Genomic DNA, 13,730 nt, shown 5'->3' with positions numbered 1-13,730 from the left:
GCACAGCGCTGGCGCGCCGGATGGTAACAGCAGACATGGCAAAGACATCGTGAACCAACGCAGTCCTTCGGGCGTAGCCGCGGTTCGGGCAGTCCTCCACCTCAGCGCACGCCACCGCCTCTCCGGCGCCACGCGCACGCAGTCGTCAGTCGCTGTCCACGTCCTCCGGTTTTTACCCCGCTCAACCTGCCTGCCGCCATCGTGCATCGGGCAGTTGAAGCCGCGTGCCTTCGGGCCGTGGCACAACCAGACCGTCGTGACATGAAACTACCTAGAATGCCGCGCCTGACGCGGTTCCTGCCTTGCCTTGGCCTGCTGTTGCTGGCCGGCTGCAACCTGACGCTGATGGACCCGAAGGGTCAGATCGGCGTGGATATCAAGGGCATCATCCTGATCGCCACCTGGCTCATGCTGCTGGTGGTCGTGCCCGTGATCATTCTGACGATCGTGTTCGCCTGGAAGTATCGCGCCAGCAATACCTCCGCAACGTACGATCCCGACTGGTCGCACTCGACCAAGATCGAGGTCGTGGTCTGGTTGATCCCCTGCCTGATTATCATCGCGCTCGGTATCATCACGTGGCGCTCGTCGCACGAGCTGGATCCCTACAAGCCGCTCGAATCGAACGTCAAGCCGATCACCGTCGAAGCCGTGGCGATGAACTGGAAATGGCTGTTCATCTATCCGGAGCTGAAGATCGCGACGATCAACCAGCTTGCGCTGCCGGTGAACACGCCCGTGAATTTCAAGATCACGTCGGATTCGATCATGAATTCGTTCTTCATCCCCGCGCTGGGCAGCCAGGTGTATGCCATGGCGGGCATGGAGACCAAGCTGCATCTGATCGCCAACGAAGCCGGTACGTTCGACGGCATGTCGGCGAACTACAGCGGCGGCGGTTTCTCGGGCATGAAGTTCAAGACCCTGGCCATGTCGAACTATGACTTCGACGCGTGGGTCGCGAAGGTCCGCGAGTCGTCGGAGCAGCTCGGCGCCGAAGGTTACAAGGAGCTCGCCAAGCCGAGCGAAGCCGTTGCCGTGACGTACTACGGCAAGGTCGATGGCGACCTGTATCACGGCATCCTGCACCAATACATGGACAACAGCGGTCGTGCCGTGGCCCGTGAAGGCTTCGACGGCGGTCCGGTCTGCACGTCGCGCAACACGATTGGCGACGCGCAGGTGTCCATGACCACGCCGGCCAAGCCGGCGGTGGGCGCGCAATCCTAGGAGCAACGATGTTTGGCAAATTGAGTCTGTCGGCGATTCCGTTTCATGAGCCGATCATCATGGTGACGCTGAGCGCGGTAATGCTCGGCGGTCTGGCGCTGCTTGGCGCCATCACCCATTTCAAGAAATGGAACTACCTGTGGAGCGAGTGGATTACGTCCGTCGACCACAAGAAGATCGGCGTGATGTACTCGCTGGTCGCGCTGATCATGCTGCTGCGCGGCTTTGCCGACGCGCTGATGATGCGTACCCAGCTGGCTGTCGCCACCGGCGGCAATACGGGCTTCCTGCCGCCCGAGCACTACGACCAGGTCTTTACCGCCCACGGCGTGATCATGATCTTCTTCGTGGCCATGCCGCTGATGACGGGTCTGATGAACCTCGTGGTGCCGCTGCAGATCGGCGCGCGCGACGTGGCGTTCCCGTTCCTGAACACGCTGTCGTTCTGGCTGTTCGTGGCCGGCGCGCTGCTGGTCAACATCTCGCTGGGCGTCGGTGAATTCGCGCGCACGGGCTGGCTGGCCTATCCGCCGCTGTCGGGCCTCGACTTCAGCCCGGGCGTGGGGGTGGACTACTACCTGTGGTCGCTGCAGATCTCGGGCCTCGGCACGCTGCTGACGGGCGTGAACTTCCTGGTCACCATCCTCAAGATGCGTGCCCCGGGCATGACGCTGATGCGCATGCCGGTGTTCACGTGGACCGCGCTGTGCACGAACGTGCTGATCGTGGCCGCCTTCCCGGTGCTGACCGTGTCGCTGGCCCTGCTGGGCGCCGACCGTTACCTGGACATGCACTTCTTCACGAACGATGGCGGCGGTAACGCCATGATGTACGTGAACCTGATCTGGATCTGGGGCCACCCCGAGGTCTACATCCTGGTGCTGCCGGCGTTCGGTATCTTCTCGGAGATCATCGCCACGTTCTCGGGCAAGAAGCTGTTCGGCTACAAGTCGATGGTGTACGCGACCAGCGCGATCATGGTGCTGTCGTTCATCGTCTGGCTGCACCACTTCTTCACGATGGGCTCCGGCGCCAACGTGAACGCGTTCTTCGGCATCACGACCATGATCATCTCCATCCCGACCGGGGTGAAGATCTTCAACTGGCTGTTCACGATGTACCGTGGCCGCGTGCAATTCACGTCGCCCGTGCTGTGGACGCTGGGTTTCATGATCACATTCGTGATCGGCGGCATGACGGGTGTGCTGATGGCCGTGCCGGCAGCCGACTTCGTGCTGCACAACAGCCTGTTCCTGATCGCCCACTTCCACAACGTGATCATCGGCGGCGTGCTGTTTGGCTACCTGGCCGGCATCACCTACTGGTGGCCGAAGGCGTTCGGCTTCAAGCTGAACGAGCGTCTGGGCAAGTGCGCGTTCTGGTGCTGGATCCTGGGGTTCTACTTCGCGTTCATGCCGCTGTACGTGCTCGGCCTGATGGGCATGACCCGTCGTCTGAACCATACCGACAACCCCGCATGGACCCCGTGGCTGCATCTGGCCGTGGTGGGCGTGGTGTTCGTGGCGCTGGGCATCTTCTTCCAGGTGCTGCAGATCGTCGTGTCGATCCGCGACCGCAAGAAGCTGGCCGATGTGACCGGCGACCCGTGGGGCGGCCGTACGCTGGAGTGGGCCACCTCGTCGCCGCCGCCGTTCTACAACTTCGCGCACACCCCGGTGGTGCGTGACCTGGACGCGTTCGCGGACATGAAGGCGCGTGGCGAGAAGCCGCGTACCGATGGCTACGAAGAGATCCATATGCCGAAGAACACGGGCGCCGGCTTCTATATGGGTGCCTTCAGCCTGGTGCTGGGCTTCGCGCTGACGTGGCACATCTGGTGGCTTGCCATCGTGGGCCTGATCGGCATGGTGGTGTCGTTCATCTTCCGTGCGAACGACGACCATATCGACTACTACGTGCCGGCCAAGGAGGTCGAGCAGATTGAGACGCAACAGCTGCAACGTGTTGCTTCGGGGGCCTGATCACCATGACGACTGAAGTCCTGGACCGTTTTGGGGCGCAAGCCCCGGCGCATGCGCACGCGCATGACGATACACACGACCACGCGCACCACGATACGAGCGGGAACACGATCTTCGGGTTCTGGCTGTATCTGATGAGCGACTGCATCCTGTTCGCGTGCCTGTTCGCCGCATTCGCCGTCCTGCGCGGCGAAGTGGCGGGTGGCCCGTCGGGCAAGGAGCTGTTCGAGCTCAACTACGTGCTCGTGGAAACCTTCATCCTGCTGTTCTCGTCGATCACGTATGGCATGGCCATGGTGTCGCTGCAGAACAAGCAGAAGGGCCGCGTGATGGGCTGGCTCGCCGTGACCTTCCTGCTGGGCGCGGCGTTCATGGTGATGGAAATCAACGAATTCGCGCACCTGGTGCACGAAGGCGCGGGTCCGAACCGCAGCGCATTCCTGTCGTCGTTCTTCACGTTGGTCGGCACGCACGGCCTGCACGTGGCGAGCGGCATGCTGTGGATGCTCGTGCTGATGTATCAGCTCACGACCAAGGGCATCACGACGGCCACCACCAAGCGTCTGATGTGCCTGAGCCTGTTCTGGCACTTTCTGGACGTCGTCTGGATCGGCGTCTTCACGGTGGTCTACCTGATGGGAGCAATGTAAATGGCCCAGCATCAATCCAGCCATGCCGCGCATGGCGATTCTCACGGCGCCGCGCACGGCCACGCATCGGTCAAGTCGTATGTGATCGGCTTCGTGCTGGCCGTGATCCTGACGGTGATCCCGTTCAAGATCGTGATGGACGGCACCATGGACCGCGGCACGATCCTCTGGATCATCCTCGGCATGGGCGTGGTCCAGATCGTCGTCCATCTGAAGTACTTCCTGCATCTGGACAGCTCGAACGAGCAGCGCGGCAACGTGATCGCGTTCCTGTTCACCGTGCTGATCCTGTTCATCGTGCTGGCCGGTTCGCTCTGGATCATGCACAACATGAACGCCAACATGATGCCGATGGCGCATTGACGCTGTCCTCGGTGGCATGAGCCAAAACCGCCCGGTGCACGCCGGGCGGTTTTTTTTTGCGGATTGGCCTAGCCGATCGCCGAAACTGTCTCGCTTCGTCACAAATTCGGAGAACGCCTAAAGCCAGTGCCGCGGGTTTTCGCGACATTTCACGGCATGTTCGACAAGCCGTGGAGCAACGCTTGAAACCTACCCCTCGTACTCTTTCCCGCGCAGTCTCCGAGATCGTCTCGCGCGCGGCACACTCGATCCGGCCCGCCGACGTGACCACGATGACCATCGCGGCGGCGTGGATGACGGTGCCGATGGCGCCGTCCCATGCGTCGCAGAGTCCGCCGGCGCTTGTCGCCCTCGATGGCGTGCGGACCCATACCTGGAACCATGGCGTCGCGATGGTGGAGATCGCGCCCCCCAATGCCGCGGGCGTGTCGCACAACCGCTACACCGCGTTCAACGTCGGCCGCAACGGACTGGCGTTCAACAACGTGCCGACCCTTGCCCCCGATGGAAAGCCAATGGACCCCGCATCGTTCGCTGGCTATGTCGACAGGGCGAACCCCGGCCTGACGAGCGCCGCCAGTCTGATCGTGAACGAGGTGGTGTCGGCGGAGCGCAGCACGCTCGGCGGCCACGTGGAAGTCCGCGGGCACAAGGCCGACCTCATGATCGCCAATCCCAACGGCATTACCTGTTCCGGCTGCAGCTTCGAGGGGAGCGACCGCGTGACGCTCACGACGGGCAAGCCTTACTGGGAGGCGTCAGGCGGGCTCGGCGGAGTGGAAGTGACGGACGGCGACATTCTTGTCGAAGGCGGCAACCGCACGAACGGGCTCGACGCGAGTCGCCAGGTCGTGACGCAACTGATGGCCAAGCAGATCACGTTGAATGGCAGGGTGTACGCCGGTTCCGCGGATCGTGCCGGCGATCTGGCCCTGATCGCGGGCGCCGCACGGATCGATTACCAGGGCCGTTTCGTTCATCCGATCGGCCGGAGCAAGACGCCCAAAGGCTTTGCCATCGACAGCACCGTGCTTGGGGCAATGAGTGCGGACCGGATTTACCTGATGTCCGGGGACAGTGGCATGGGTGTCCGTCTGGGCGGCAGCGTGCTCGCGCGTCAGGGCGTGAGGGTGACCGTGCCGAAGGCCGCGCTCGTGCTCAGACCAGGCGCGCTGGTGGTGTCCGGCGACCGCCTGGATATCAGAGGCGACGAGGTGGTGGTGCCGGCTGGCGCGGGATTGATTTCGGCGGGGGCGACGCATATGTCGCTCCGCAGGCTGGACCTGGCTGCGGGCCCCGGCGGCCCTCAGATGCTGGAATACGAATACCCCCGCCGCCTGCCCTGGGACTGGATGCACAACAACGTGCACACGCCGAGTGCGACGCTCCGTATGTCGGAGGGGTCCGAGACGCGCGGAAAAAGCGCAAGCTTGATCGAGTTGCGGGATCCATTCGAGAACAGGGGTCTCATTCATTCCCGCGACAACCTCACGCTGAAGGCGCCTCACATCGTCAACCACGAGAACGCGGCCATCGTTGCGGACCGGCTCCAGTTGTATGCCATGGCGGGCAAGCTCAATCTGCGCGTGCCCGAGGGCGCGTCCGAGGGCGGCGGCGAGCTCACCAATCACGGCACGATCGCCGCCCGTCAGAAGTTGTCCGCAATCGTGAACGGCAGGCTGACGAACACCGGACATATTTCGCAAATGCTGGGCGGGATGATGGTCGGGGCGGATCTGCGGGCCAACACGATCGTCAATCACGGGGTGATCGATGCCACGCGGCTGCGGCTCGTCGCGGGGCAGATTCGTAACGAGGTCAAGGAGGGGGACACGCGCCGGTGGGTCACCTTCGAGCACGAGACGGTAAAGGATGGCAAGGAGCACTACCGCTGGCACGGGCCGACGCGACGGTATCGGTACTACCAGAACTACAAGGCGCAGATGGTCGAATGGCAGGAATATGCGGCCCCGAAGCGGAGCAAGTCGCCGAAGATCCTCGCGAGCGATAACCTGTGGCTGAATTTCTCGGATCTGCGAAATATCGGGGGCACCATCTGGGCGGGGAACTCGATCCTTGCGCAAGGCTTTACCGCGACCCGCGACAACACGGGGAGCCTATTCGGTAGCAGAGGGATCTACGACGACGTGGGCAATCGTTTCGTGCTCAAGGGCGGGACGCTGACGAACGACGACCTCGCGCTCGAGACCCGGCTGTCCTGGAAACATACCACCAAGACACGGCGCGATTACTGGGTCTCTTACGGCATTCTCTTTAAGGACATGGAATGGAGGATGTGCGGGGGAAGCTACGGTCCGCCGGATGATATGTGCGCGTATCAGGGCGAGGTCATGAAGAAGGTGAAAAGTACCTTCGAACATGGCTACAACGCTGGCATTCGCGCGAGCGTTATCGCGGGGGATGGGTTCACGATCACCAATCGTGGCGCAAAGACGTCGGCGATCGACGATGTGCTCGCGCCCGAATCGGCGCTGTCGCAGGACAAGGAGGACACGAAGCCCAAATTGGCGGTGAAGTGGCAGATTCCGTTGGGGCTGACCGCGGGCTCCAGTTTCTTGACCGCGCGCTACGTGAAGGTGCTTTCGGACGGCGGGGAATACTGGAGGCCGAGGTATCCGTGGAACCCGCGTTCCCTGCAGTTGCCGCCTGTGCCGCCGCCCAACGACGGCTCGGGGGGCGGCACTGCCGATGGGGGTTCCGGCGGCGGACCGAAGTCCGACGGCGGAAAGTCCGACGGCGGAAAGTCCGACGGCGGAAAGTCCGATGGGGGGAAATCCGATACGGGGAAATCCGATACGGGGAAATCCGAGACGGGGAAAGCCGATGCGGGGAAAGCCGATGCGGGGAAATCCGATACGGGGAAATCCGATACGGGGAAATCCGATACGGGAAAAGCCGATACGGGGAAAGCCGATGCGGGGAAAGCCGGTGGCGGAAAGTCCGATGGGCAGTCCTCCGACGGAACGACGTACAGGGCGGAGACCTTGGCAGAGCAGATCACGAACGGCTCGAACCCCAACGGCTCCATCGCCAATATCTCGAACGCCAACGGCTCGAACGACAACGGCTCGAACGACAATGGCTCGAACGACAATGGCTCGATCGCCAACGGCTCGAACAACGCTGGCTCGAACGACAATGTCTCGATCGCCAACGGCTCGAACGGCATTCAATCGGGCCCCGACGAACGCTCGTCCACGCCAGCACCGCACGGCGACGCGTCGCCCAGCGATCTCGTGACCAGCAGAAACCTGATACGGGGCCTGGGCCTGGATCCGGCACAGGACCCGCGCTCTGGCGACGCCTGGCTCGAACAGACGCTCGTGCGCGAGCAGATGGCCGAACTGACGGGGCGGGGCGTGCTCTCGCAGTACGAGAATGCCAACGAGCAGATGCGCGCCCTGATCGGCAACGCGTTACGCGATGCGCACCGGCTCGGGCTCGTGCATGGCGAAGCGTTGACTGCCGCGCAGGAACGCGGGCTCGCCGGCGACATCGTGTGGATGGTACGCACGGACGTCAATGGCATGTCGATGATGGCGCCCGTCGTGTACCTGTCCGCGGCGACGCGGGCCCGCACGCGGGGATCGGCGACCATCGAGGCCGACATGATCGACCTCGATACCGATGGCGTCCACAACGAGCACGGCGTTATCTCGGGCGCGACTTCGGTGACGCTCAGGGCCAAGGGCAGCATCGTCAATCGCTCGGGCGAGATCCGCGGCGGCACGGTGGATCTGCAATCGGACAAGGATATCGAGGTGACGGGCGGCACGATCGCGTCCGAAGGCGACACCAGGCTGTCCGCCGCCGGCCGGCTGGTCCTCGACACGACGTCCGAGCGGACCACGCACGCGACGACCACGGGCACCGCCGGAACGTCTTCCACGTCGATGCGCACGCATTCCGTCGAAGAGACCCGGCACACCCGGCCGTCGCTGCAGGTGGGCGGGAACCTGCGCGCGGACAGCGGCAGGCAGACGACGCTCGCGGGCGCGCAGGTCAGGGTGCGTGGCAATGCGGACCTTCGCAGCGATGGCGATCTGCGCATCGTCGGCCGTACCGACAAGACCGTCGAACGCACGGTGAGCCACGAGAGCGGCTACGGCATCAACGGCGCGCTGTTCGACGCGACCGACACGGTCGGCGAGTCGGTCTCGGGCAGGCATGTCGGCAGCACGATCGACGTGGGTGGCCGTGCCGGCATGCAGGCGAAGGGCAGGCTGACGCTACAGGGCGCGGACGTCAAGGCGGGCGGCGACGCGGACCTGCGGGCCGGCAGCATCGATGTCGTGGCCGCGCCCAACACATCGACGTCGGCGGTGACGACGGCGCGCCGCAGCATCCTGCGCCTCGGGGGCACCACGCATGCGAGGGCGAACGCCGGCGCCGGATCGGGGGCGCACCGGGAGGGCCGTGGAGTCTGGCTTGGCGCGAATGCGGCCGCGAATGCCGGCGCGGAGGGCACGTTCGAACTGGTCGCCGACAGTACGCGGAGCGGGACCTCGCGCAAGGTCGTTCATCGGGGCTCGGCGATCGAGGCCGGCGGCGCGCTGCGCGTCAAGGCGGGCGACGACGTGAGTATCGAGGGGTCGCGACTGGCGTCCGGTCGCGATATGCGGCTCGATGCGCGCAACGTCTCGGCGGTGGCCGCCGAGGATGTCACGGCCAACACCTGGAGCCGCCGCGACGCGGGCATCGGCTATTACGCGTCGGCCAGCGCGGGTGCGCAGGCCGGTATTGGCGCGGCGCCATCGGGCGAGCAGCCGGGCGGGCTGCCCGCGGCCCACGTGAATGCCGAGGCCGGATGGCAGTGGCGCGAGGCGCGTCAGCAGGGGACCGAAGGCGGTTCGACCGCGGTCACGTCGTCGATCGCCGCCGGCGGCGATCTCGTCCGGCACGCGGGCGATACGCTGCGCGATGTCGGCACGGCGGTGTCGTCGGGCGGCAGCCTGACGCAGTCGGCCGCGACGATCGTGAGCGAGGCCGCGCGAGATACCACGTACCGGACCACGAGGTCCGGCGATCGCAGCGCGCGCGTGGGTGGGTATGCCTCGGCGTCGGCGGGCCTGCCTGCGGCCGTCGAGCCCGGGCATTCGGCCAGCACGCTGAGCTCGGGCGTCGGCGCGGGGGCGGGGCTCAAGATCGACTATCGACAGTCATCGGAGCAGGATGTCGCGGCGACGGAGATAGCGGTGGTGTCGTCGATGCGCGCGGGCGGAGACGTGTCGACGGCCTCGTCGGGCGAGACGCGACTGGTGGGCACGCAGGTGGAGGCGAAGGGCGAGATCGACGTGCGCGCCGGGTCGGTGAAGCATCTCGCCGCGTACGACACGCATGCGCGTTCGCAACAGTCGGCGGGTACGGGGGCGACGGTGCAGATCGATCTGGCGAGCCCGGGCGTCGGGGTATCGGGCGACCATGCGACCGCGCACGCGCATGACAACGGTCGCGGCGTGCAGGTGGGCCGGATGCACGCGGGCGGCAACGTGTCCGTCCGGGCGACGGGCGACGCCACGCTCGAAGGCACGACGATCGAGGGGGGCGCGGTGACCATTGCGGCCGGCGGCGATCTTGCGTTCCAGTCGGCCCGCGTGACGCGCGACACTGGCGATGCGAGCACGGCCGCGAACGGCGGTGTCTCGATCGGTACCCAGTCGTTCGGCGTCAGTGCCGGGGTCAATGTCTCGCGCGCGTCGACGAGCGATGCGCGCGATGTGGCGGGTGGCGTGGTCGCGCGCGACGGGGCGATCGATATCGCCAGCAGCGGCGATGCGCGATTCGCTGGCACGTCGTTGTCGGCGGCCACCGACGTGCGCGTCGCGGCGGGTGGCGATGTCACGTTCGACGTGGCGCGCGAACGCGAGAGCCGTGATGCCACGCAGTTCAATGCGAGCCTCGATATCGGCCGCGTGAAGGCGGGGGGCGGCGCGTCGACGGGCGTGGGGTCGCCGGGCGCGTTCGTGGGGCGCAGCACGTACGCGCGCGAGCAGGAAACGGGCGCGCGGATTCGCGGCGGCAGCGTGCATGTGGCGTCCGGTGGCGACACGACGCTGATCGGGACGACGGTGGATGCGGATCAGGTCGATTACGCGACGGGCGGCGTGCGGCGGGAAGTGGCCGCGGCACCGGTGAAGATCACGGCGTCCGTGGTCAATGTGGGACTGCCACCGGTGATCCGACCCGCGCGCGCCCCGCGGCGCCAGCACCAGCCGCTCGCTGGGCCCACCGGGCGCACCGGGTCCAACGCGCATGCCGGTCACGCCGTGGCCGCCCGGCACGCGGGGCAGGTCGAGCACGTCGAGCACGTCGAGCACGTCGCGCGCGCGGGACACTCGGGCGACGCCGGCAAGACGCCTTACGACAGCCGCGTCGTATTCGCCCTGGGCGATACCCCAACCGTCGACCGCGCCGCGCGGCACGTCGCGCAAAAGCATCCTGGCACGCGCGTCGTGCGTGTGGCCGCCAGCGAGGGGGATCACGGCGCCGTGCCCGATCCCCTGCCGCCCGACGGCCTGAAGGGCCATGTCAAATTCACGATGGTGGGCCACGGCGACGCCACGCACGCCACGCTCGGCGGCCTGTCGCCCGAGCGCCTTGCCGGGTTGGCCCGCAACGGCATGCGCGCGAACCCCGACGCCACGCTGGGCAAGCTGAACCTGCTCGGCTGCGACAGTGCGTGCCTGACCGCGCGTACGACAGCCGCGCTCGCGGCAGGGCAGCCGCACACGGCCACCCGCGTCACGGGCGAGACCGGCGAGGTGAAGGTGCTCGCCAGCGGAAAAAAAAAGACCTTACCCATGAACACCGCGGATCCTGACGCGCTGGGCGGCGCGGCGCCCACGATACCGGTCCATCATCACCGCCTTTATGACGAGTCCGATCTCATGTCGGGCGACAAGGCGCGAGAGGACTGGCAGACCACGCAGCAGCAGATGATCGCGCAACCGCGTCCCTTGTTCGATATGCGCGAGCGGCGGCAGCTCGAGCGCCTGGCGGCCGGCGCACCACCCGAAGGCGACCGGCCGCTGACCCACCTCCTGGAGACGGTGGCGAGGCTGCCCGATCATCCGGGTACCGCTTATGGCGCGTACAGAATGCCCCGGGGCGTGTTCGGCCGCATGGTGCGGGAAGGGGACGTCGTCGGTGGACCCGCCATTCACGCGATGGCATCGAAGGGCTATGCGCAGGAGGCGATGCTCCACCATGGCGCTGCGCCAGACAACAGGCCCGATCGCCAGTCCGTGTTGATGGTGTTCGACGGGCAGCCGGCAAAGTCGCTCGCGCCGTTTTCGCCGTATCAGGGGCCCGACGCCCGGACGGAGGTCTACTATCCGCCGAATACGCGAATGACGGTGCGCGACATCCTCGATACCGCGCATGGCACCTATGTCTGGCTGGACAAGCCGGCCGCGGGCACCTCGACGGGTGTCGCCAGGCATCTGCTGACGGGCGAGCCGATGCCCGACTACGATCGCCGCGTGGTGATGCCGCTCGACGACAGCGGCAAGGTCCTGAACGCGGCCCAAAGCCTGCGCCACAAGCATGCGGCGACCATGCTCGTGCCGTGGTCCGGGCGCGGCGACGCCACCGGCGCGGGAGGCCGGCACAAGTACAGCCTCGTCGGCGAATGGGACCCCGGCACGCAGACATTGAGCGGCCGGCCGATATCGGCACTGGCCGACGCGGTGGCGCCGCTCGCGGCCAATGCGGATACCTGCAAGGTCAGTCTGGTCGGCTGCCACTCCGCCGCGCTTGCCGCACCGCTGCGCGATGCGCTGCACGAGCGCGGCGTCGACGCGGAGGTGACGGGCAGGGACGGGCGTGTCAGGGTGAGCGACAGGGGCCGCAAGCATACGGTCCGGCACGACGACACCGAGGCGTTGGGCGGGAAGGCGGTTCCCCGCCGCGCGCGCCACGAGGTCTCTTACGATCCGGCCGGCGCGGCGCGTGCCGACCGCGCCGACCGCGCCGACCGCGCTGAACGTGCCGATATGCCGGCCGCGATCGCGCGAGGCGCTGTGTCGCGGCCGCAGCGCGCCGCCCGGCATGCCACGGGGCCGCGGCGCATGTTCGACGAGATGAAGCAGGCGATGACCGCATATGCCGCGCACAACGAACGCGAGGTCGTGCGCCACCGCGCCATCGACGACGCGAAGATGCGCGTGGCGCCGCGTGTCTTCGCGAACCGCGACGCCTACGATCCGGTCGCCATTTTCGCGAAGCTGCCCGGCGCCTACAACGATAGTCTGCGCGGCACGGGCGCGGGGCCCGTGACGCGCGACGTGCATGCGCTCGCGGCCGCGTTGCACGCGCTGCCGCCGACGCCCGGCGTATCGTACTTCGCCACGCGCACGCCCGCGCTCGCATACGAGCGGCTCGTCAGGACCGGCGATATCGTGACCGCGGACATCTTCCTTTCCACCGATATGGCACTGCCCGACGCGCGCGCCGCGCTCGGCCGCGGCGAGGGCGCCGCGGTCGGCACCGTCGATGCGGGCATCCCGACGCTGTTCCGTATCGAGGGCCGTACCGGCAGGAACACGACGCCGTTCCATGGCGAGGCCAACCCCTCGCTGGTCTACGCACCGGGCACCCGCTTCGAAATCGGCGCCATGGAAAGCGACGGCGGCGTGCGCTACGTGCTGATGCACGAAGTCCCCGCCGGCGCGGCCGCGACGGCGCGGCTTCGCCCGGGCAGGCCCGCCATGGAGCGAGACCTGCTGACGGGCCATCGCAGGACCGAGCCCGGCATGGCGGACGCGATCGCCGCGATCGCGCCGGCCCCGCATTTCGATCCGCCACCGCCCTTGCCCGATGCGGAGGCCGAGTCGCGCGCCCAGCGCTTCGCGCCGCTCGCGCGAAGGTTCTCCGAAGCGGAGCGCCAGTACGAGCAGGCCATGATGCTGCCCTTGCTGCAGGGCGCCGCGTTGCCGTTGGCATCGGGCGCGCCGCGCGGTGCCCGGCAGCCGTCGCGCGCGGATCTGCTCGCATTGCGCGATTTTCCGGGGGCGTCCTATCGCGGCGGCGCCGGTGCGCCCGGCCTTTACGGCCGGACCATCGTCGAGGGCGATATCGTGAGGACGGCGAAGCCGCTCATGCATTCGGCCCTGCTCGCGGACGCCGATCGCGCGTCGAGATTGGCGGGAGCGGCGGCAGCGGGCGGGCCGCGCCCTTATCTGTTCGCGGTCGAGGGCCCGGCAGGGCGCCAGCTGGAGATGCCGCGCGCCGACGGCCGCCGCTTCGGGCCCGAAGTCGTGTTTCCCGCGCGCAGCGAATTCTCGATTGCCGCCATCCGCGATACGCCTGCCCGAACGCTGATCTGGGCCCGGCCATATTTCGGTGCATCGTCTGAGCCGCTCAAGGACATGCACACGGGCGAGACGCTCGATCGGCGCTGAACGCACCACGCAGGAAGTCCGCGCGAGGCCGTTTCAGCGCAGGCGTGGCGCGGTCTGGCGGCGGCTACGCCCCGTTTTCTGGC

The 13,730-nt window shown here is 66.8% G+C and carries 5 protein-coding genes; all 5 read left to right on the top strand.

What is annotated here, in order from left to right; translation table 11 throughout:
- Positions 1-261 precede the first annotated feature (261 nt).
- Complete coding sequence (gene cyoA / locus FOB72_RS09785) at positions 262-1,230, top strand: ubiquinol oxidase subunit II (RefSeq protein ID WP_150372332.1); 969 nt, start codon at positions 262-264, stop codon at positions 1,228-1,230.
- A gap of 8 nt (positions 1,231-1,238) precedes the next feature.
- A complete protein-coding gene (gene cyoB / locus FOB72_RS09780) occupies positions 1,239-3,212 on the top strand; it encodes a cytochrome o ubiquinol oxidase subunit I (RefSeq protein WP_150372331.1) in 1,974 nt (657 codons plus the stop codon).
- Positions 3,213-3,217: 5 nt separating this feature from the next.
- Positions 3,218-3,862, top strand: a complete 645-nt coding sequence (gene cyoC, locus FOB72_RS09775; protein WP_150372330.1) for a cytochrome o ubiquinol oxidase subunit III — start codon at positions 3,218-3,220, stop codon at positions 3,860-3,862.
- Entirely contained in the window at positions 3,863-4,225 is a 363-nt protein-coding gene (gene cyoD / locus FOB72_RS09770) for a cytochrome o ubiquinol oxidase subunit IV (protein ID WP_150372329.1), read from the top strand.
- Between the two features lie 182 nt (positions 4,226-4,407).
- Entirely contained in the window at positions 4,408-13,647 is a 9,240-nt protein-coding gene (locus FOB72_RS09765; RefSeq protein ID WP_150372328.1) for a hemagglutinin repeat-containing protein, read from the top strand.
- Positions 13,648-13,730 lie beyond the last annotated feature (83 nt).

The organism is Cupriavidus pauculus (assembly GCF_008693385.1).
GTDB classification, from domain to species: domain Bacteria; phylum Pseudomonadota; class Gammaproteobacteria; order Burkholderiales; family Burkholderiaceae; genus Cupriavidus; species Cupriavidus pauculus_D.
Note: the sequence above shows the minus strand (reverse complement) of the source record. Positions and strands in the feature narration are given on the sequence as shown.

Excerpts from the sequence above, each read along its gene's own strand:
- cyoD (WP_150372329.1), top strand. The coding sequence starts at position 3,863 with ATGGCCCAGCATCAATCCAGCCATGCCGCGCATGGCGATTCTCACGGC.
- cyoC (WP_150372330.1), top strand. The coding sequence starts at position 3,218 with ATGACGACTGAAGTCCTGGACCGTTTTGGGGCGCAAGCCCCGGCGCAT.
- cyoB (WP_150372331.1), top strand. The coding sequence starts at position 1,239 with ATGTTTGGCAAATTGAGTCTGTCGGCGATTCCGTTTCATGAGCCGATC.
- cyoA (WP_150372332.1), top strand. The coding sequence starts at position 262 with ATGAAACTACCTAGAATGCCGCGCCTGACGCGGTTCCTGCCTTGCCTT.